The 19,575-nt window shown below is 65.4% G+C and carries 20 protein-coding genes; 5 read left to right on the forward strand and 15 right to left on the reverse strand.

Translation table 11 applies throughout. The features are described from left to right. Positions 1-35 precede the first annotated feature (35 nt). Positions 36-791 carry a competence/damage-inducible protein A gene (locus B215_RS0101415; protein ID WP_019367838.1) on the forward strand — a complete coding sequence of 252 codons (756 nt, stop codon included), beginning with the start codon at positions 36-38 and terminating at the stop codon, positions 789-791. 18 nt (positions 792-809) lie between these two features. Here the strand turns inward: B215_RS0101415 and B215_RS0101420 are convergent, their stop codons facing one another. The 13 genes from B215_RS0101420 to B215_RS0101480 form a co-directional block, all read right to left on the reverse strand. Continuing rightward, the gene (locus tag B215_RS0101420) at positions 810-1,262 is read right to left on the reverse strand and encodes a hypothetical protein (protein ID WP_019367839.1); all 453 of its coding nucleotides are present in this window, start codon (positions 1,260-1,262) and stop codon (positions 810-812) included. Positions 1,263-1,269: 7 nt separating this feature from the next. After that, on the reverse strand, positions 1,270-2,115 hold the full coding sequence (locus tag B215_RS0101425) for a flagellar motor protein MotB (protein ID WP_019367840.1): 846 nt from the start codon (positions 2,113-2,115) through the stop codon (positions 1,270-1,272). 1 nt (position 2,116) lies between these two features. After that, complete coding sequence (locus B215_RS0101430; protein ID WP_019367841.1) at positions 2,117-2,449, reverse strand: hypothetical protein; 333 nt, start codon at positions 2,447-2,449, stop codon at positions 2,117-2,119. Next, on the reverse strand, positions 2,449-2,973 hold the full coding sequence (locus B215_RS0101435) for a chemotaxis protein CheD (protein WP_019367842.1): 525 nt from the start codon (positions 2,971-2,973) through the stop codon (positions 2,449-2,451). Before B215_RS0101435 ends, B215_RS0101430 begins: the two co-directional genes overlap by 1 nt. Next, positions 2,973-3,362 (reverse strand): response regulator, encoded by a 390-nt coding sequence (locus B215_RS0101440; RefSeq protein ID WP_026008828.1) that lies wholly within the window; start codon positions 3,360-3,362, stop codon positions 2,973-2,975. Before B215_RS0101440 ends, B215_RS0101435 begins: the two co-directional genes overlap by 1 nt. 2 nt (positions 3,363-3,364) lie before the next feature. After that, complete coding sequence (locus tag B215_RS0101445) at positions 3,365-4,411, reverse strand: protein-glutamate methylesterase/protein-glutamine glutaminase (protein WP_019367844.1); 1,047 nt, start codon at positions 4,409-4,411, stop codon at positions 3,365-3,367. Then, positions 4,408-5,295, reverse strand: coding sequence for a CheR family methyltransferase (locus B215_RS0101450; protein ID WP_026008829.1), 888 nt, complete (start codon positions 5,293-5,295; stop codon positions 4,408-4,410). Before B215_RS0101450 ends, B215_RS0101445 begins: the two co-directional genes overlap by 4 nt. Then, complete coding sequence (locus B215_RS0101455) at positions 5,292-5,789, reverse strand: chemotaxis protein CheW (RefSeq protein WP_019367846.1); 498 nt, start codon at positions 5,787-5,789, stop codon at positions 5,292-5,294. Before B215_RS0101455 ends, B215_RS0101450 begins: the two co-directional genes overlap by 4 nt. Further along, complete coding sequence (locus B215_RS20515) at positions 5,786-8,053, reverse strand: chemotaxis protein CheA (RefSeq protein ID WP_019367847.1); 2,268 nt, start codon at positions 8,051-8,053, stop codon at positions 5,786-5,788. The genes B215_RS0101455 and B215_RS20515 overlap by 4 nt, the downstream gene beginning before the upstream one ends. Then, the gene (locus B215_RS0101465) at positions 8,050-8,415 is read right to left on the reverse strand and encodes a response regulator (protein ID WP_019367848.1); all 366 of its coding nucleotides are present in this window, start codon (positions 8,413-8,415) and stop codon (positions 8,050-8,052) included. The genes B215_RS20515 and B215_RS0101465 overlap by 4 nt, the downstream gene beginning before the upstream one ends. After that, a complete protein-coding gene (locus B215_RS0101470; protein ID WP_019367849.1) occupies positions 8,412-8,732 on the reverse strand; it encodes an STAS domain-containing protein in 321 nt (106 codons plus the stop codon). Before B215_RS0101470 ends, B215_RS0101465 begins: the two co-directional genes overlap by 4 nt. Then, complete coding sequence (motA, locus tag B215_RS0101475) at positions 8,707-9,591, reverse strand: flagellar motor stator protein MotA (protein ID WP_019367850.1); 885 nt, start codon at positions 9,589-9,591, stop codon at positions 8,707-8,709. Before motA ends, B215_RS0101470 begins: the two co-directional genes overlap by 26 nt. A gap of 90 nt (positions 9,592-9,681) precedes the next feature. Further along, positions 9,682-12,102, reverse strand: a complete 2,421-nt coding sequence (locus B215_RS0101480; protein ID WP_019367851.1) for an HAD family hydrolase — start codon at positions 12,100-12,102, stop codon at positions 9,682-9,684. A 112-nt stretch (positions 12,103-12,214) separates the two neighbouring features. Here B215_RS0101480 and flaF point away from each other — a divergent pair, with 112 nt between their 5' ends. After that, on the forward strand, positions 12,215-12,580 hold the full coding sequence (gene flaF, locus B215_RS0101485; protein ID WP_019367852.1) for a flagellar biosynthesis regulator FlaF: 366 nt from the start codon (positions 12,215-12,217) through the stop codon (positions 12,578-12,580). A gap of 237 nt (positions 12,581-12,817) precedes the next feature. Continuing rightward, the gene (locus tag B215_RS0101490) at positions 12,818-13,156 is read left to right on the forward strand and encodes a hypothetical protein (RefSeq protein ID WP_236704502.1); all 339 of its coding nucleotides are present in this window, start codon (positions 12,818-12,820) and stop codon (positions 13,154-13,156) included. A gap of 72 nt (positions 13,157-13,228) precedes the next feature. Here the strand turns inward: B215_RS0101490 and B215_RS0101495 are convergent, their stop codons facing one another. Both B215_RS0101495 and B215_RS0101500 read right to left on the reverse strand, forming a co-directional pair. Then, positions 13,229-13,843, reverse strand: coding sequence for a response regulator transcription factor (locus B215_RS0101495; protein ID WP_019367854.1), 615 nt, complete (start codon positions 13,841-13,843; stop codon positions 13,229-13,231). After that, positions 13,843-16,425: a PAS domain-containing sensor histidine kinase gene (locus B215_RS0101500; RefSeq protein ID WP_236704501.1), complete on the reverse strand. Its 2,583-nt coding sequence runs from the start codon at positions 16,423-16,425 to the stop codon at positions 13,843-13,845. Before B215_RS0101500 ends, B215_RS0101495 begins: the two co-directional genes overlap by 1 nt. A 351-nt stretch (positions 16,426-16,776) precedes the next feature. Here B215_RS0101500 and B215_RS0101505 point away from each other — a divergent pair, with 351 nt between their 5' ends. Both B215_RS0101505 and B215_RS0101510 read left to right on the forward strand, forming a co-directional pair. Further along, a complete protein-coding gene (locus B215_RS0101505) occupies positions 16,777-18,195 on the forward strand; it encodes an amidohydrolase (RefSeq protein WP_019367856.1) in 1,419 nt (472 codons plus the stop codon). Then, on the forward strand, positions 18,195-19,502 hold the full coding sequence (locus B215_RS0101510; RefSeq protein WP_026008833.1) for an amidohydrolase family protein: 1,308 nt from the start codon (positions 18,195-18,197) through the stop codon (positions 19,500-19,502). The genes B215_RS0101505 and B215_RS0101510 overlap by 1 nt, the downstream gene beginning before the upstream one ends. Positions 19,503-19,575: the final 73 nt, after the last annotated feature.

Below are 19,575 nucleotides of genomic sequence, written 5' to 3' on the forward strand. Positions count from 1 at the left end.
TGCACGCCGCTTTGCGAGGGCGTAGCGCAGTGCACATGCAAGAGCGGATCTGGACAGCGGCCCTGGTGGTGATCGGCGACGAAATCCTTTCGGGCCGGACGCAGGACCGAAACGTCGCGCAACTCGCCAGCTGGCTCAATGTGCAGGGCATCCGCCTCGCCGAGGTGCGGGTGGTGCCCGATGTGCAGGCGGCGATCGTCGAGGCGGTAAACGCGCTGCGTCTGCGCAATGATTACTGCTTCACCACCGGCGGCATCGGGCCGACCCATGACGACATCACCGTCGATGCGATCGCCGCGGCACTGGGCGTGCCGGTGGAGATCCATGCGGAAGCCCGCGCGATGCTCGAGGGCTATTATGCCAGCCGCGGCGGGCTGACCGAGGCGCGGATGCGCATGGCGCGGGCGCCGCAGGGCGCGGCACTGATCCCGAACCGGATGTCCGGCGCACCGGGACTGCGCGTCGGCAATCTGTTTATCCTTGCGGGCGTGCCGCACATCGCCGCGGGGATGCTGGACGCGCTGACCGGCACGCTGGAAGGCGGCCGCCCGGTCCTGTCGCGCACGATCGGCTGTTGGGTGGCCGAAAGCGAGATCGCCGATCTGCTGGCCGATACCGAGCAGGCACATCCGGGCGTCGCTATCGGCAGCTACCCGTTTTTTCGCGAGGGCAAGGTGGGTGCCAATTTCGTGGTGCGGGCAACCGATGCGGCGGTACTCGACGCCTGTATCGCGGCGCTTGCCGAAGGGTTGGCAACGCGCGGCTTCCAACCCGTTCCGGACGGAATCTGAAGCGACGCGTCCCGGCGATCAGGCCGGGGTGGCGGCGGTGACGGCAACCTTGCGGATCGCCTTCGCGCCGAACGCCTCGGTGGCGGCGGCATCGACAACGGTGCGGAAGCTGTCCAGGTTCGGCAACATGCCGTCCGGCCCGGCCGCAAGCGGCGTGCGATAGGTGCGCATGTTGATCGCGTGGAGCAGGAGCGGAAGGCGCGTAGTGACGTAATCGGCCTTCGCCTCGTCCACCTCCAGCTGCACTTCGAAAGCGGCATAGCCGGCAAGCCGGCCGTCGGCGAAGACGAGGGGTGCCAGCACCCGTCCGGTAGGGACGAACCGGGTCGGCTCCTCCGCCTTCTCTTCCTTGACTTCGGCATGAGCCGCCGCTGCGCCGATGCCTAGCATCTGCACCATCGCATAGGCCGCGCCGCCGCCGATGCCGAGGCCGGCGATCAGGACGACCAGCAGGAACAGGATTTTCTTCACCGCGCCCTCAGAACTTGAAGCTGGAATCGCTGGGGAGTGCGGAGGTCTGGCCTCGCAGCACGATGCTGATGCGGCGGTTTTCGGCGCGCGCCGGCTGATCCGGATAGACCGGCTGGGTAGCGCCCATCGCGATCACCTCCGCGAAGCGATCTGCCGTCACGCCGTTCGCAACCAGCGCCGAGCGCGCGGCAAGAGCCCGCTGGCCGGAGAGCAGCCAATTGGCATCGCTCTGCCCGCCCGCGCCATCGGTATGCCCTTCGATGGCGATCTGGGCGCCGATATTGGCGATCTTGCCTGCCACCTTGGCCAGCAATTGGCGGGCATAGGGGTTGAGATCCGCCGTGCCCGGCTTGAACATCGATTGCTGGTCGGTATCCATCAGCGTGATCCGCAGGCCGAAGCGATCCTGCTGGATGTCGATATTCTTCTTGCCCTGAGCATCCGGCGAGGCTTCGAGCGCAACCATCAGTTCGGAGGCCATGACGCGCATCGTTGCCGGCACGTCCGCAGTGCCGCCGCGCGCCGTGCCTGCGGTGGCAGCCTGGAAGGTCGGCTGGCCTTTGGCAGGGGTGGGATCCGCCTCGGAACGGCGGGTCGGGCCGCCCGCACCGGGCGCGGTGTTGCTGACCGGTGTTGCCGGTGCGTTGTCCGCGATCGTCGGGGAGAAATACTTGGCCAGGCCCTTCAGCCGATCCTTGTCGGGATTGGAGATGAGCCACAGCAGCATGAAGAACGCCATCATCGCCGTCACGAAATCGGCATAGGCCACCTTCCACGCGCCGCCATGATGGCCGCCCGCGATCTTCTTGACCTTCTTGACGATGATCGGCCGCGCGTCCCCCCCTCGGGCCATGTTACTGGCCCTTCAACGCGGTACGCAGGCGATCCTGCACAGCGCCGAGCCGCACATGGCTGATCGCCGAGAGCGAATCCTCGCCGCCTGCGATGCGATCAAGCAGGTTCACGCACTCATCGGCGTGCTGGATGAGGTAATCGAAGGCTTGGAGCTGTTCCAGATAGTTGTTGGCGAAATGCTCGTCGCACACGAGCACTTCGGCCAGCAGTTCCAGCTTCTCCCGGATTTCGCGGATCTCGCCCGCCATCACGCTGTGCAGCACGCCGGCGAACGGATCGTAGCCGGGCAGGGGGTGCGTGTTCGAGGGTTCCGACATGGGCAGGCACGACATCAGAAAAGCTCCAATTCTCCGCCGGGTGCGGGCATGGGCGGGGGCGCAACGGGACGTTCTTGGACGCGCTCCGCCACCTTGGTGCAGCGGCTCTTGCCCTCGTGCGGCAGGAACTCGACCTTGCGGGCGAGCGTGCCGCCGAGATCGCAATGCGCAATCGAAATGCCTTCGGTTTCCATGAACCGGCGGGCGAAGGCAGCATTGGAGGCACCAATGCCGCCCAGACCGGAGATGATGTTGGCGCCACCATAAAGATGGGCCTGAAGCCGCGTGCGCGTTGCGCCCTTGGCCATCATCCCGTTGATCAAGAGCTCCATCGCGTGGACGCCATAGCGCGCCATATCCGAACCCGAGACCTTATGATCCGCGCCGGGTTCTCCCAGCAGGAAATGGTTCATGCCGCCCACCTTTGCCACCGGGTCGTACAGGCACGCGGCCACGCAGCTTCCCAGCAGAGTCGAGATGATGACATGGGGCTCGCCGATGACTGCGTTTTCGCCCTGGACGATGGAAACTCTACGCATCAGGTCAGCTCACCGAAAACGCGTTCGATCTTCTCCTTCAGCGCCGCTGGCGCGAAAGGCTTCACGACATAGTTGTTGACGCCCAGCGCGGCCGCTTTCTGCACAACCTCGCGATCCGAAGAGCCGGTGAGCATGATGAACACCGTCTTGCCGATCACCGGATCGGCGCGAACCGCTTCCAGGAACTGCAGCCCGTCCATATCGGGCATGTTGTAGTCGGAGATGACCAGGTGAACACGATCGCTCTTGATCGCCGGCAGTGCCTCGGTGGCACTCGGCTTATCGCGCACGTCCTTGAACCCGAGATCCTGTAGCGCACGACGGATCATCGCCCGCATACTGGTCTGATCATCGACGACCATCACCTTAATCTGTGATGCAGCGGGCATTTTTATGCGCTCCCAACCTTAACCGTTTCGCGACAGGCCTTCAGAATAGCTTCCGGCATTGCCGACAGACCAACTTCCCGTTCCACTGCGCCGAGTTCCTTCGCGGCGCGGGGCATGCCCCATACCACGCAGGTCTCCTTGCTCTGCCCGAAGGTGCGAGCCCCGGCGCGGCGCATTTCCAGCAAGCCCTGTGCGCCGTCGCTGCCCATCCCGGTGAGGATGACGCCGACCGCGCCCGAGCCCAGCCGGGCGACCGAGCGGAACAGCACATCCACCGAAGGACGGTGCCCCGTTACCGGATCGCCATGGATCAGCTTGATCCGGCCGTTCGCCCCCCCAGACAGTTCCATGTGCGTTTCGCCTCCAGGAGCAATATAGACGGTTCCCGGGGCCACCTGGGCACCATCCGTAGCTTCCACCACCGTTACCCGGCACTCGGCGTTCAGGCGCTGTGCGAAGCTGCGCGTGAAGGTTGCCGGCATGTGCTGAACGATCAGGATCGGCGGGCAATCCTCCGGGAGCGACGGCAGCAGCGAGAATAGTGCTTCCACGCCGCCCGTCGACGAGCCGATCGCGATCAGCTGGCCGGCGGCACCGCCGCCTGCGCCGACGCTCGGCTGGGCGGGCAGGCGCTGCGGCCCGGCGCGGGCGATCGACCGGGCGGCGGTCTTCACCTTCTCGCACAGCAGATGCGCGTCGCGTTCGATATCCTCGGGTGTGCCGCTCGGCTTGGTCACATAGTCGACCGCGCCGAGGCGCAGCGCCTCGATCGTCACTTCCGCACCGCGCGCGGTGAGGGTGGAGCACATCACCACCGGCATCGGCCGGAGGCGCATGATGCGCTCGAGGAACGACAGGCCGTCCATCCCCGGCATTTCGACGTCGAGCGTCAGCACGTCGGGATTGAGCGCCTTGATCATGTCGCGGGCCGCGAACGGCTCCGGCGCCATGCCGACCACTTCGATATCGGGATCGGCCGAGAGCATCCGCTTCAGCGTCGCGCGCATGGAAGCGCTGTCGTCGACGATGAGCGTACGTACTGGTTTCATGCCCTGGACTCCGGCTTATGATAAATTGTGTGCCCGCACGACCGCATCTTGGCAGCGGCGGGGCCGATCAGTCGTTCGGAATGTCCAATATAGAGGAATGCGCCGGGTGCGAGCTGTTCGACGAAGCGATGTTCCAGCTCTTCCTTCGCGGGATCCCCGAAATAGATCATTACGTTACGGCAGAAGATCACGTCATACGCGGCCTTGAGGGGCCATGGTTCGAACAGGTTCAGCACCTTTGCGGTGACGAGCTGGCGCGCTTCGTCCGCCATCTGGAAGCCGCCGGCAGCAGGCCGCATCCAGGTGGAACGATACGGTTCCGGCACGCCGGAGGCGACGTTCTCGGCATAGACTCCGCGCTGCACCGACTCCACCACATGCGGGGCGATATCGGTGGCCAGCAGCCGCACGTCGGCTTGGCGCAGCCAGGATGCCGAACTCCGGTCCGGCCCCAGCAGGCACATGGCGATCGTATAGACTTCCTCGCCCGACGAGCACCCTGCCGACCAGATCCGGATCGGGCCCTGCTTGCGCTTCAGCGTCGGCAGTACCGTTTCGCGGAAATGGTCGAAATGGTGCGGCTCGCGGAAGAAATGCGTGTGGTTGGTCGTGAGCGCGACCACCATCGCATGGCGTTCCTCCGCATCGCTGTGCACCAGATCGACATAGTCGCAGAAGCGGGTGAGGCCGAACTTGCGCAGCCGCCGCGCGAGGCGGGACTGGACCAGCGTGGTCTTCGCCTCGCTCAGCGCGATGCGGGCATCCTCGTGCATGATCGTCGCGATGGCCTGGAAGTCGCGAGGCGTGAGCTCCGCCACCTGGCCCGGTGCCATCCCGTTCCCGGCGCCGGCGGACGCCGTCATGGCGCCCCCGGCGGGGCTCATGCTGCCAGATCCAGATGCTTGGTGAGGCTCAGCGCGTCGAGATCGAGCAGCAGCACCATGCTGCCATTCTCGTCCCGGCTGCCGTCCTTCGCCCGGGTGGCGATGCGCACCAGGCCCGCGATCACGCTTTCCTCCAGCGCGGTCTCGACTGCAGGCGCCGGCTGGATCTCGCCCACGTTGATGCCGACGATGTCGTTGACCTCATCGACGAGGAAGCCCGCTTGCTTGCCTGCGATGTTGACGACGAGGATGCACGAGCGTGCGTGGAGCACACTCGGCTCCCAGCCCAGGCGCTCGGCCAGGCCGACGACCGGGATGACGTTGCCGCGCAGGTTGGTCACGCCCTTGACGAAGCTGGGCACGTTGGGGAGCGGGGTGGGCTCGTCCCATTCGCGGATTTCGATGAGCGCGCTCATGTCGATCCCGAAGATCTGCTTGGCGAGCGAGAAGGTTACGATCTTGCGATCATTGGCGGTGTCGGGGGTGGTGCTCATGCTGCCAGTCCTTTGGGCGTGAAACGAGTGGGCGAGGAAACCAGCGCCTCGATGTCGAGGATGAGAGCGATCGAGCCGTCGCCCAGGATGGTCGCGCCACCCAGGCCGCGGATCGGATGCAGGTTCTGATCCAGGCTCTTGATCACGACTTCGCGACGGTCATCGATGGTGTCGACGACGAGACCGACCTTGCCCGAGCTTTCGCTCTCGACGATCACCACCAGCGAGTCCTCGATGGCGCGGTCGTCGTTCAGGCCGAAGATCTCGGTCGCGCGCTTCACCGGCAGATATTCGCCGCGCATGTCGATCACTTCGTGGTCGGGCGCGGTGCGCTTCACCTGGCCGGGCTCGGGCTGGATCGTCTCCAGCACGTGCGTCAGCGGCAGGACGAAGCGTTGGCCGGCGAGCCGCACGATCATGCCGTCCAGAATGGCCAGCGTGAGCGGGAGGATCATCGTGAAGGTCGTGCCTTCGCCCGGTACCGAGTGAATCTCGACGCGGCCGCCCAGGGCTTCCACGTTCGAGCGCACCACGTCCATGCCCACGCCGCGACCCGAGATGTTCGAGATCTTCTCCGCGGTGGAGAAGCCCGGCGCGCAGATCAGCTGGTCGATTTCCTCGTTCGTCAGCACCGCATCGGCGCTGATAATGCCCTTTTCAACCGCCTTTGCACGGACGCGTTCGCGATTGATGCCGCGGCCATTGTCCGCGACGCGAACGAAGATCCGGGCACCCTTCTGCTCGGCCGACAGCTTGATCGTGCCGGCGGGGTCCTTGCCCGCCGCGATCCGCTCCTCGGCGCTTTCCAGGCCATGGTCCGCGGCGTTGCGGATCATGTGGGTCAGCGGATCGCCGATCTTCTCGATCACGCCCTTGTCGACTTCGGTCGTCTCACCGATCGTCTCGAGGTTGATCTGCTTGCCGGTCTCGACCGAAAGATCGCGGAGCATGCGCGGCACGCGGCTGAAGGCCTGCCGGATCGGCTGGGCGCGCAGCGACATGACGTTGTCCTGGATCTGCCGGGTGAGGCGGGCCAGTTCGGGCAGTTCAACGCGCTGGCGATCGGCCGGCGACAGCCGGTCAGCCAGGATCGAGTTGCGGATCACAAGCTCGCCGACCAGGTTGAGCAGCAGGTCGAGCTTGACCAGGTCGACGCGGATGGTCTGCGCGGCTTCGTTGGCAGGCTTGGCCGGACCGCCACCACCGCCACCACCACCCGGGCCGCCCGAACCCGGCGTGCCGCCACCGCCCGCCGGCGGCGTAGCGGCCGCTGCGGGGGCGGGATCCGGCGCGGGAGGGGGGGCGGCAGGCGCTGCCGCAGCTGCGGTCGGCGCAGGTGCGGGCGTCGGGGCAGGACCAAGGTCCATGAAGTCTTCAACGGTGGCGGTGACCGGCACGAACGGGATTTCGTCGCCGTCCATGGGTGCTTCGGTCGTGCCGGGGGGAGGCGTTTCTTCACCACCGCGCTTGATCTCGATCACCGAGTCCGGCGCGACGAAATCGAAGCAGTCGGAGAGGTCGCTCTCGGGCAGCTCGGCCGGTGCGGCGATGACCCAGGTGACATAGCTGTCCTCCGGATCGATCTCGCGAAGTGGCGGCAGCGCGCTGAGATCCACCGACTCGACGCGGGCGCCCAGGCCTTCCAGCTCGCGCACCGTCAGCAGCGGCTCGGCCGCATTGGCGAGCGCAGCACGCGAGGGCTTGAAGCGGACGGTCCAGCCGGCAGCTTCCTCCGCCGGGCCATCGAGATCATCGAGCGACACGCCAACGGGGCGGAAGCCGAATTCGTCTTCCTCTTCCTGCATCGCCGGCGCGGGCGCCGGTGCAGCAGGCGCGGGGGCAGGCGCGGCCGCAGCCGGCGCGTCGCTATCGGGAACGCCCTTGTTGGCGAGCACCTGTTCCAGCGCGCTCAGCGCCGCCGCGTCGTTCGGGCGCGAGGCATTGCCCTTCGCCGCTTCGACATGATCGGACAGCACGTCGAACGAGCTGAGCATCACCCGGATCACGCCGGGCGTGGGGACGATCTTTCCAGCACGCACTTCATCGAGCACGTTTTCGAACTTGTGCGCGAATGCGGTCAAATCCGAATGGCCGAAGGCGCCGGCGCCACCCTTGATCGAGTGAATCGCGCGGAACACGCCGGCAATGGTTTCCGCGGACAGGTCGCCCGCCTGCATCGCCGACAGGCCTTCTTCGGCTGTCGTGAGGCCTTCAGTGCACTCTTCGAAGAAGATTGCCTGGATATCGTCGAACTCGTCGCTCACGGGCAAACGCGGCGGATGGCCGCTCCCAGCTTGGTGGCTTCGAAGGGCTTGGTAATCCAACCGGTGGCACCGGCATTGCGGGCACGAGTCTTCTTCTCGTCCGAGAATTCGGTCGAGAGCACCAGGATCGGCACGCCCTTGAACTCGGGAACCTTGCGTACGGCCTCGATCAGCTCGAATCCGTCCATCTTCGGCATATTGATGTCGGTGATGAGCAGGTCCGGCTTCACCTCGTGCATGCGCTCCAGGCCATGCTGGCCATCATTCGCGCTTTCGATACGAAAGCCCTGCGAGGTCAGCGAGGTCTTCAGGAGCATCCGCATGCTCGCGGAATCGTCGACGGTAAGGATCAGCTTGGTCACAGGAGGTCTCCGGTATCAATGCCGACCGCGGCGGCGAGTTGGCAGCGGTTCACACGATCGGTGAAGGCAGTGCTGGGGTTGAGGATGGTGAAGGCCTTGCCGATCCGTTCGGCTTCGGTGCGGGCGGCGATCAGTAGCTGCAGCACCGCCTGACCGACGCTCTCGACCTGAGAGGCATCGATTTCGACCGGGCCGTCGCCGTCGATCGCCTGGATCAGGCGCGTTTGGAGGTCCGCGGCCGTCACGGTCGTGCCGTGAGCGGGCAACGCGAGCGCATCATCAGCGCTGTCGTCAAGCGGCGGCAGGGGAAAGTCCATTCTTGGCCTCGTCGAGAGCGGTTTCGAGTTGCTGGAAGCTCGGCGCGTACGCGGACGGCGTCATGCGACGGGCGATTTCGATGGCCACCTGCACCGGCTGGTTCTGGGCATAGGCAACGATCGCGGTCTTCACGATGGAGAAGGGCTTGGAATCCCCCTCGATGGTTTCGAGCAGCTTGGTGGCGAGCGGGGCGACCACGCAGTAGGAGAGCAGCACGCCCAGGAAGGTACCGACGAGCGCGCCGCCGATCATCGCGCCCAGGATTTCGGTGGGCTGATCGATCGAGCCCATCGTCTTGATGACGCCGAGCACCGCGGCGACGATGCCGATGGCGGGAAGGCCATCGGCCATCAGCTGCAGCGCGTGCTGCGGGCCGGTTTCCTCGTGATGGTGCTTCTCCATATCGGCTTCCATCGCCGATTCGAGCTGATGCGGATCTTCGAAGTTCACCGTCATCATCCGCAGGTAATCGCAGATGAATTCGATCAGGTGGTGATCCGCGAGCAGCCGGGGATAGGGCTTGAAGAGATCGCTTTCTTCCGGCTTGTCCAGGTGCGGTTCAATCCCGGTGGCGCCGGACTTCTTGAACAGTGACAGCAGCGTGAACATCAGCGTCAGCAGGTCGGTATAGTCGCTTGCCTTCCAGCGGCCGCCCTTGAACGAGCGGACCAGGCCGGCACCGGCCTTCTTCACCGTTGCCATCGAATTGCCGACGATGAAGGCGCCGATCGCCGCACCGGCAATCGCCATCATTTCGTGTGGCAGCGCGTGCGCGATGATCTCGAACTTGCCGCCCGAGATCACGAAGCTGCCGAACACGCAACCCAAAATGATTATGAAACCGACGGCGTTCAGCATGACGGGCTCGAAAACTTTCCCTGGATGTTTCCAGAATTATAGGATGGTTTGGGACGCAGCGGTGGCTCGGGACTATTGCTTAGTGACGATTCAGCGTACGCCCGGCGCGTGCACCGGCGCCGCGTGCTGCGGCGCTTCGGCCGCCTGCGTTTCCCGCCGCGCAATCGGGCGGAAGGTGATCGCCAGCATCATCGGCCGATCGTCGGCGCGAGGCGGCGGCGGCACCATCATGAAGGCAAATTCGTTCTCGCAGTGGAACAGGTGAGGCGCTGCCTGCACCATTCCCTCCAGCGAGGGCGCGGCATCCTGTTCCTCTTCCCCCGGCCGCTGGGTTTCACTGAGGAAGCGTTCGACCGGCATGAACACCGCGCTTTCCACCTGCACCCAATCGAATAGCTGGCCGAACTGCACTCCCACCGAGAAGCGGCAATCGCCTATCGGGATAGGGGCTAGATAATAGCCGTCGTGCGTGGGCGTTGCGGTAACGGTGCCGGTGGACGCCGTGGTGCCATCCGCAACGATCAGCGGCAGCGAGATCGTGCTGTCGACGAAATCCGCATATTTGAACGGGAGCCCGAACCGCTTTTGGGTGAGCAGCGAAAGACGTATCGGCATGCCTTCGCCGTGCAGTTCGGCGGGCAGGTACATCCGTTCCGAACCCTTCATGTAGAACAGCCCGCGCCGCCGCAGCCCGCGCCGGGCGATCTCCGGATCGAACAGCGCCACCGTATCGTCGACGCCCAGGTTGATGTCGTGTTCGAACGCGTTGAGCACCGCCAGCTCGTGCGGCAGGGGCAGGTACATCAGTCGGGCGAGCGTGGCGGTGGCGGCGTTCCGCCACAAACTTAGCTCGTCGATCGGAGCGCCGCGCAGCCGCATCGCCGCCTGTTCGCGTTCGAACCGAACCACGCCGCTCTGGATGCGCTCACGCGTTTCGCTCTGTCGGCCCTTGATGCTGTTGCCCTTGCGGATCGGCGTGCCGTCCGCCTGGTAGTCGACGGTCGAGCCCTGAGCCGCCGTGCAGATCTGCTCTAGCACCGCGACGTTGAGCGCCATCGCCTCGAGCGTGTGCGCATCATAGCCGCTTTCGTCGATCAGGCCCTTCTTGTCGAAGCCGCTGCGGAACTGCTCGCGCAGCAGCAGGTACCGGCCAGCGACGTGCACGTCGAAACGCTTGGCGAGCAAGGTGTCGATCTGGTTCTGGACCGATCCGTTGTAGCCGAGATCGACCAGCATCAGCGTGTCGCCGGGCTGCGGATCCACCATGGCCCGGACGTGCGCCTCCAGCCGATCGCCAAAGGCTTTAGCCGATTTCTGGATCTGCTTCATTCGCAAAGGCTTGCGGATCTCGCGCAGGAACGCCGCCAGGCGGCCGTTTTCCTTTGGCAAGCCGCGCAGCAACTGCTTCGCTTCGGGCGCCGGCAGCATCAGCTGGCGCGTGACCGCCTCCAGATCCGTGCCGAGCTCGAACTGGAGATAGCGATCCACGGCGGCATCGCTGGTCAGCGACGCGGCGGTGGCGGTGAAGCGGCTGATCTCGACCGGATGGCCGATGGCGGCATGCCCGGATGTCTGGTGCACACGCATGGGCAGCAGCCCGTCGCGAAGCATGAACAGCCAATGCACGGTGCCGCCGCGTTCGGCCTGCAGCGTTGCCGCCTCCTGTTGCAGCCAGCGTTCGAACCCGTGCAGCACTGGGCCGAGCACCGAGAAGCCCAGCGCTTCGGCATCGTCGGTGATCAGCGGCTCCGCAGCGGCGAGTGCGGCGCGGTGCGGCTGCTGCCCGCCGATCACGCCCGGCAGACGCGGGTGGAGCATCGCTCCAACGGCCGATTCCATGCGCAGGCGCTGTTCGGTGCCCGCCGCGAACTGTTGCAGGTGAAGCGTCTGCACCCCGAACGGCGCGACGCCCCCGACATCCGCCGCCTTGTTGTCGCCGATATGCAGGATGGTGCCCGGCGCGCGCTTCAGCGCCTTCAGCACGTCTTCGTACAGGCCTTCCGCCTTAGAGCGACCATAGCGCGACGAGCAGAAGATCCGATCGATCAGGGCTGCGACATCGTCTCCCGCGGCGCGGGCGATCAGCGTGCGCAACTGCTCCGCATCGAGATAGGTGTCGGATACGATGATGACGCCGATGCCCCGGCGCTTCGCCTCACGCATCAGCGCCACGGTGGGTTGGAACCCGAAGCAGTGACGCGCCTCGGCGTCGATTTCGTGGCGGACAGCCGCCTCGATCACCGCGCGGCCGGCGTTGGGAAAAAGTTGGCGATAGATCTCGCCGATCGTCACTTCGTTGCGCCGATGCTGCATTAGCGCGGCCGTGCGTGCGCGCGTTTCCGCCCACTGGCGTTGCAGCGCAGTGATTTCCGGCAGCGCATCGAACAGGTCGCGCGGCGCATGGCAATCGCGCCACAGCAAGGTGTCGAAGCAATCGAGCGAAAGCAGCGCCACCGTGTCGCGTCCGTCGAGCGCGGTCGGCAAGGCATGCGGAAGGATGAAGTCGGTCAAGGCCCTGTCCCTGGAGATGCGCCCGCACCATGGGACGCACGAATCTTATAGGAGGGCGAAGAACCAACCCGGCAAAATCTTCCTAGAATAGGGCAGTAGCAAAGGAGCCACGATGACCATCAATGCTTATCAGGCGGCCCGCAGCCGGGCCGAGACGCCACGCGCCGCGGAACTGCGGCTGATGCGCGAAATCACCGGTGAGATGATGGCGGCGCACGACGCCGGGTTGAAGGGCGCGTTCCTGATGCCGGCGCTCTATCGCAACCGTGAGATGTGGTCGGTATTCGTCACCGACTGCGGCACGCGCGGCAACAACCTGCCGAACGATCTGCGCGCCAAGATCATTTCGCTCGGCCTGTGGGTCGATCGGTTCACCAGCGATGTCGTCGCCGGTCGTGAATCGGTCATGGCGCTGGTCGAGGTAAATCGGTCGGTCATGGAAGGACTGGCGGGGCAGGAACGCGCCGTAGCCGCCTGATCCCGATCCTTCCGCAAGCACCAGCAGAGCCCCGGAAGCACTTCCGGGGCTTTTTTGGTGCGTGCCCGATCAGCCGCGGCGAGACGGGCGGCCGGCATCTGCCGTGGGTGCCCGCGAATTTTGAAGTTCCCGGCCCGGCGTTATGCTATTCAGAACGGAGACAACCTTCGCCCCCGGCGCTGGTGTCGAGCGGCAGGGGCGGGTGGTGGCGAGATGTTCGGATTGGTTTTCGCGAACATGCTAGTGATACTGATGATCGATGAGGCGGGGCTGCGCAGCATGCTTGCGGCGCGACTCGCGCTGGCCGGCGCCGACGTCGTCAGCATGGAAAATGTCGACGCGGGGCGGATCGCCCGGCTCACCTCGCAATCGCCCACGCTGGTCGCGGACGCGGCTGCTGCTGCCCGACACCCGGGCGGCATCGATGCACTGGCGGCCGATGCGGCCTGGCGCCTCGTCGTTATCATCGGGATGGAGCACGCAGCGGACGGCGCCGACCATGTCCATTATGTCCGGGCGGACGATCCGGTTGCTTCGATCTCGGCACTGCTGCGCGGGGCCGCGACCACGCATTGACGCAGCGATAGGCAGCAATCCCGAAGGCGACGTGTGTGCGCCGGGCGCCGCCTTCGGAATGCGGCCGTAGGTTCAGCTTTTCGGAAACAGCCCGGCGGCGAACGCGATGCGCAGCGCTTCGGACAGACTGCGCACTTCCAGCTTCTCCATCAGGTTGGCGCGATAGATTTCCACCGTGCGTGGGCTGATATCGAGCTCATAAGCGATGATCTTGTTCGAGCGACCTTCGATCAGCCCCTTCAGCACATCGGTTTCGCGCGGCGAGAGCTTGGCGATCTTCGCCTCCGCGCCGGCGACGCGTGCGGCCGCCTCGCTATCCTCTTCGAGACGCGAGAAGGCCTGGTCGATTACCTTCAGCAGGAACTCGGCTTCGTAGGGCTTTTCGATGAAATCGAGCGCCCCCGCCTTCATCGCCTGTACCGCTAGGCCGACATTGCCCTGGCCCGTCAGCACGATGGCGACGAACTTCGGGGACCGATCGAGCTTCACAAGCACGTCGAGCCCGCTCGATCCGGGCATGTGGAAATCGAGCAGCACGACGCCGGGATCCAGTTCGGCGACCTGCGTCAGGAACGCATCCCCCGAACGATAGCCGCGCACGATCAGGTCGGGCCGGACGGACAACAGGCTGTGCAGCGAAGCGCGGACGGCATCGTCGTCGTCAACGATGTAGATGGTTCGGGTCATTATTCTTCACCTTCTTCCACGGCTGGCAAGGTGAAGCGGAACGATGCCCCCCCTGCTGGATCGTTTTCCGCGCTTAGTACCCCGCCATGGCCTTCAATGATACGCTTGCTGATCGAAAGTCCAATACCCATTCCGGCGGATCCTCCCTTCGTGGTGCTGAAACGCGAGAACAAGCTTTCCAAGACGTGCGGCGGAATGCCCGGGCCGCTGTCGGTAACCGTAATCGCGATCAATTGGTCGGGTAGTTTTTCGGAAGTGATTGTTATCTGACGGTCGTCTGGCGCCACCATCTTCAATGCATGCACGGCATTGCGCAACAGATTAACCAAAACCTGCTGCACTTGGATGCGATCCGCGAGGATGAAACGGGCCGCGCGATCGAACTGATAATTGACGCGCAGGTTGAAGTGGCCGGTACCGACCAGCACCAGTTCGACCGCGTCGCGGATCGTGCGCTCGACCGATTCGACCCGCATTTCCACTTCGCCGCGCGCCACGAATGCCCGCAGCCGCCGGATGATCTCGCCGGCGCGCTGCGTCTGTTCGGAACCCATGCGCAGCAGGTCCGTGACCCGCTCGCCGGATTCTCCGCGCTCGATCAGCATGCGCGCGGCTGCCAGGAAGTTGCCCGTCGCGCTGAGCGGCTGGTTCAACTCATGAGCGAGATCGGCCGCCATTTCGCTCATCGCGCTCTGGCGGGACACATGGGCGATTTCGTTGTTGAGCTCGCTCAGCCGCTGATCCGCGGCGACGCGCTCGGTCAGGTCGCGGATGAAGACGGTGATGAGCATGTCGTCATCGCTCTTCGCGGCACCGGCGCGCAGTTCGGCAGGGAAGCACCGGCCGTCCGCAGTCTGCGCGGTGCCGACGAGGACTTCACCGATCAGCCCTTGGCCGGTTTCAATGAAGCGGCGGAATACGGACTCGTTGGGCTCCTGCTCTTCCTCCGGTACCAGCATGGTGAAGTTGCGCCCGACCACTTCGCTGGCGCGATAGCCCCACAGGCTTTCGGCAGCGGTGCTGAACTGCAGGATGGTGCCCTGCGCGTTGACCACGATCATCGCGTCGGGAACGGTTTCCAGCACCGTGCGCAGCTGCGCCTCGCGACGGCGGAGCGCCACCTCGCGTTCGTCCCGCTCGGTGATGTCGAGCACCGCGCCGACCACCCGCACCAGCGCGCCTTCGTTGTCATAGAAGCACCGAGCCGATCCCTCGAGCGTGCGCCCGGTCGCGCCGCCCTTTATCAGCCGATAGCGGAAGGAAACCCGCTCGGAGCGTTCCGGCACGGCCCGAAGCACGGTTGTGCGCAGGCTCTCCAGGTCCTCCGGCAGCACATGCTCCCGCCAGGAATCGAGCGTGGAAAGCGCGCCGGGGGCGAGCCCCAGGCGCTGCTCCATTCCGGGGGACCATTCGATCCGCCCGCTCCCCAGATCCAGGTCGAAAATGCCCAGTTCATGCGCGGCGGTGGCCTGCGCCAATCGCTCCTCGCTGGCGCGCAGCGCCCGCAGCGCTGAAACGCGCTCGGAGATGTCGATGATGTTGTGCACGACGACTTCCGGACGGCCGGAAGCATCGAAATGCTGCAGCCGCTCGATCACATGGATCTCGCTTCCGTCCTTGCGCTGTTCGATCAGTTCCTGCGCGCCATCGGCGTCGGGCAGCGAATAGCTGTTCTGCCAGCTGGGGCATTGCGCCCGCAACAGCATGTACTTGTTCTGGCCCAGCGCCTCGTCTTCGCGCCAGCCGTAAAGCTGTTCGCAGCCGCGCGACCAATGGAGGATGGTGCCGGCGGGATCGGTGATGATCACGATCGCGCTGTCCAGCGCCACGGAGAGCTCGGCGCGCGCCGCCTGTTCGCGGCTGACCCGGTGGACGGCCCAGAAGGAAACCAGACCGATTGCGATCAGGTTGAACAGGATCAGCACGATCTGCCCGAAGGTGGAGTTGCCATGGGAGCCCCGCTCCAGTGCTAGTTCGATCATCGCCGGCAGCGCGGGCAGGATGATTGCGGCGGCCACCACGGCCTGAATGCGGACCGGATCGGAGCGTTCCACCCGCCCCAGCCGCGAAACCGCGGCGTTGCGCCCGAACAGCACCGCGGCGGTGATGGAAAGCGCCATCACGGTACCCGGTACCGATGCGCGCAACCCTATGTTCAGCTTGGCGGGATCGCCGGAAACGAGCAGCATCGTCGCCGATGCCACCGCCAGCGCGAGCGGGGCCATGGCGATCAGAGGCGCGACATCCCGCAGCAATTGTCGGCGGCTCCGTCGTGCGAGCACGGCAAGGGGGAGCATCAGGAAATTGACGATCGCATTCACGCCCGGTCGGCCGGCATGGACGTGCGCGGCGTGCCGCGCGACGCCGCTGGCAAAGTCGATCCCAAAATCGAAGCCGTCGTCGATCAGCGGTTGCAGGGTCGCGCCGATGGCGATCATGAGCGGCACCGCCAGCAAGAAGCGAGCGAGACGCGGGCGTTCGCCGCTGTCTGCGAGGACGCCGGTCGCCAGGAAGCCATAGGCAAGCGCCGTCAGCGGCCAGATCGGATGCGTGCCTGGGACGAACTGATAGAGGATGGGCAAGCCGAATGCCCAGCCTGACAGCGCAACGGCGCTGCAAAGCATTGCAAACAGGGCCAGCCCCTTGGCCACAGTCCTGCTCCTGCGCGATGGACGGAAGCCCATCGGATAATATTGTTCTTCAACGCGCAAACCACCTGCCCCTGCACAGGTCGAAGCCGAGGGCCACGAGCATGCTAGCATCCGTTATATCAAAGCGAAAAGCCATAGGGACTGATCCGTATGTGGCGGAGTTGCGCGATTTCTTTTCCGGTGTGGCGGCGCGCGCTTGCCAAAACTCCTGTCTGCGGCGATCAATCCTACCGGGGCAAATCAGAACCTTGCGAGGAGTCACGCTTGATTAGAACATTGGCGATGGTGGCCGCATGCGCCGCCCTGGTCGGCTGCGCGGGGGATGGCGGCCGCCCATCCACCGCCGCCAAGGCAGCATCCGGACAGGGGGCGGGACAAGGCAAGGGGCCGGGGATCGGCAAAGGCTATAGCCACGATCCCTTTCCTTCCACCTACCGGGCCTATGCCGGCACGCCGACGCTGGTGACCAACGTCACCATCTTTGATGGCGAAGGCGGGCGGATCGAACGCGGGGCGGTGCTGTTCCACGACGGCAAGATCGTGGCGATCGGGCAGAATCTGGCGGCGGACGCCGGCGTGACGGTGATCGACGGGCAGGGCAAGTATCTGACGCCGGGCGTGATCGATATTCACAGCCATCTGGGCGATTATCCCTCGCCCGGTGTCGATGCGCATTCCGACGGCAACGAGGCGACCGGGCCGGTCACCGCCGATGTCTGGGCCGAACACAGCGTCTGGCCGCAGGATCCGGGCTTCGGCCGCGCGCTGACGAACGGCGGAGTGACGACGCTGCAGATCCTCCCAGGATCGGCCAATCTGTTCGGCGGCCGATCGGTGGTGCTGAAGAACGTCTATGCCCGCACCATGCAGGGGATGAAGTTCCCCGGTGCCCCCTATGGTCTGAAGATGGCGTGCGGCGAAAACCCCAAACGCGTCTATGGCAGCCGCGGCCGCCAGCCCTCCACGCGCATGGGCAACGTCGCCGTCGATCGCCAGACCTGGGCGAAAGCGGTCGAATACAAGCGTCGCTGGGACAAGTATGAGAAGGACGGCGGCGAGCCGCCCGCGCGCGACATCGCCATGGATACGCTGCGCGGCGTGATCGAAGGCGAGATCCGGGTGCAGAACCACTGCTACCGCGCCGACGAAATGGCCATCGTGATGGATATGGCCAAGGAGTTCGGCTACCATGTCTCGGCATTCCACCACGCCGTGGAAGCCTATAAGATCTCCGACCTGCTGAAGGCGAACAACACCTGCGCCGCCGTCTGGGCCGATTGGTACGGCTTCAAGATGGAGTCCTACGACGCGGTTCCGGAGAACCTCGCCATCCTGGAGAAGGAAGGCGCTTGTGCGATGATCCATTCGGACGACGCGAACGGCATCCAGCGGCTGAACCAGGAAGTTGCCAAGGCGCGCGCTTCCGCGCTGCGCGGCGGGTTCCAGATCAGCGAGGAAGAGGCGTGGAAGTGGCTTTCCTACAACCCCGCGCTGGCACTGGGCATCGCCGATAAGACCGGTAGCCTGAAGCCCGGCAAGATGGCGGACGTGGTGCTGTGGAACGGCAATCCGTACAGCGTCTATACGCGGCCCGAGATGGTGTGGGTCGATGGTGCACTGCTCTACGATGCGAAGGATCCCAAGCGCCGACCGGTTTCCGATTTCGAGCTCGGCCAGCCGGGTGAGGGGGATGTGAAGTGATGAAGAGCATGTTTCTCGCCGCCGCGGCCTGTATCGGACTTGCGGCGCCTGCGATCGCGCAGGATGTGGCGATCACCAACGCCAAACTGGTAATCGGCGACGGCTCCGCGCCGGTCGAGGGCGGTACCGTGGTGGTGCGCGGCGGCAAAGTCGTTGCCGCCGGCCGCGGCGTGGCAGTGCCCGCGGGCATGCAGGCGATGGATGCGGGCGGACGCTTTGTCACGCCCGGCATTTTCGCCGGCTTTACCCGCATGGGCATTGTCGAGGTCGATGCCGTCGGCCCGACCAACGACGCGTCGGCAGGAAATTCGCCGTTCAACGCCGCGCTCGACGTGGCACCGGCGGTGAACCCGCGCGCGACGCCGATCGCGATCAACCGGGCAGAGGGCGTTACCCGTGCCGTCGTTGCGCCGGAAGCCAGCAAGGGATCGATCTTCGCCGGCCAGGGCGCGGTGATCGATCTGCGCAGCGATCTGCACACGGTTGCGCGGCCGCGGGCGTTTCAGTTCATGGAATTCGGCGAAAGCGGCGGCCAGCTGGCGGGTGGCAGCCGTCCGGCGGCGGTGGCGATGCTGCGCAACGTCTTCGCCCAGCTGCGCGATTTCGCCCGTAACCCGGCAAGCTTTGCGGACCGGGGCAAGGATGCCTTCCTCACCCGCGCCGACGCCGAGGCGCTTGCGCCGGTAGTGCAGGGCAAGGTGCCGCTCCTCGTCCATGTCGAGCGCGCATCTGACATCCTGGTGCTGCTGGACCTTAAGCGCGAGACGCCGGCGCTGAAGCTGGTGCTGATCGGCGCAACCGAAGGCTGGACGGTGGCGAAGGAAATCGCCGCCGCGGGCGTGCCGGTGATCGCGAATGCGCTGACCGATCTTCCCGTGAGTTTCGAACAGCTTGCCGCCACCCAGTCGAACGTCGGGCGGATGCAGGCGGCGGGCGTGCTGGTCGGCATCGGCACGATCAACGACGACGAAGCGCGTCAGGCGCGGCTGGAGAAGCAATATGCCGGCAATCTGGTGGCGCTGACCCGCGTGCCGGGCGCGACCGGGCTCGACTGGAACGCGGCCTTCGCCGCGATCAGCTCGAAGCCTGCTGAGGCGATGGGCATGGGCGAAAGCTATGGATCGCTGCGCCCCGGCCGGGCCGGCGACGTGGTGGTGTGGGACGGCGATCCGCTCGAGATCGGCAGCGCGCCCGTAAAGCTGTTCGTCGACGGCATCGAACAGTCGCTGGCCACACGCCAGACGCGCTTGCGCGATCGCTACTGGAAGCCCACCGAAAGCGCGCTGCCCAAGGCCTATGAGCGGTGAAGGCACGGGATCGATCCGGAACCTTCACAATCGCAGATGCTTTGGCGGCATGATGGACCAAACCCGGCGCGGA

The sequence above is a fragment of the Sphingomonas sp. ATCC 31555 genome, from assembly GCF_000282895.1.
In the GTDB taxonomy this organism is placed as follows: Bacteria; Pseudomonadota; Alphaproteobacteria; order Sphingomonadales; family Sphingomonadaceae; genus Sphingomonas.

Bases quoted from the DNA above. Each gene is read 5' to 3' on its own strand.
- motA (WP_019367850.1), bottom strand. From the start codon at position 9,591: ATGCTGAACGCCGTCGGTTTCATAATCATTTTGGGTTGCGTGTTCGGC.
- B215_RS0101425 (WP_019367840.1), bottom strand. From the start codon at position 2,115: ATGGCCCGAGGGGGGGACGCGCGGCCGATCATCGTCAAGAAGGTCAAG.
- B215_RS0101505 (WP_019367856.1), top strand. From the start codon at position 16,777: ATGGTGGCCGCATGCGCCGCCCTGGTCGGCTGCGCGGGGGATGGCGGC.
- B215_RS0101455 (WP_019367846.1), bottom strand. From the start codon at position 5,789: ATGAGCACCACCCCCGACACCGCCAATGATCGCAAGATCGTAACCTTC.
- B215_RS0101495 (WP_019367854.1), bottom strand. From the start codon at position 13,843: ATGACCCGAACCATCTACATCGTTGACGACGACGATGCCGTCCGCGCT.
- B215_RS0101510 (WP_026008833.1), top strand. From the start codon at position 18,195: ATGAAGAGCATGTTTCTCGCCGCCGCGGCCTGTATCGGACTTGCGGCG.
- B215_RS0101440 (WP_026008828.1), bottom strand. From the start codon at position 3,362: ATGCCCGCTGCATCACAGATTAAGGTGATGGTCGTCGATGATCAGACC.
- flaF (WP_019367852.1), top strand. From the start codon at position 12,215: ATGACCATCAATGCTTATCAGGCGGCCCGCAGCCGGGCCGAGACGCCA.
- B215_RS0101445 (WP_019367844.1), bottom strand. From the start codon at position 4,411: ATGAAACCAGTACGTACGCTCATCGTCGACGACAGCGCTTCCATGCGC.
- B215_RS0101450 (WP_026008829.1), bottom strand. From the start codon at position 5,295: ATGAGCCCCGCCGGGGGCGCCATGACGGCGTCCGCCGGCGCCGGGAAC.
- B215_RS0101430 (WP_019367841.1), bottom strand. From the start codon at position 2,449: ATGTCGTGCCTGCCCATGTCGGAACCCTCGAACACGCACCCCCTGCCC.
- B215_RS0101470 (WP_019367849.1), bottom strand. From the start codon at position 8,732: ATGGACTTTCCCCTGCCGCCGCTTGACGACAGCGCTGATGATGCGCTC.
- B215_RS0101415 (WP_019367838.1), top strand. From the start codon at position 36: ATGCAAGAGCGGATCTGGACAGCGGCCCTGGTGGTGATCGGCGACGAA.
- B215_RS0101435 (WP_019367842.1), bottom strand. From the start codon at position 2,973: ATGCGTAGAGTTTCCATCGTCCAGGGCGAAAACGCAGTCATCGGCGAG.
- B215_RS0101490 (WP_236704502.1), top strand. From the start codon at position 12,818: ATGCTAGTGATACTGATGATCGATGAGGCGGGGCTGCGCAGCATGCTT.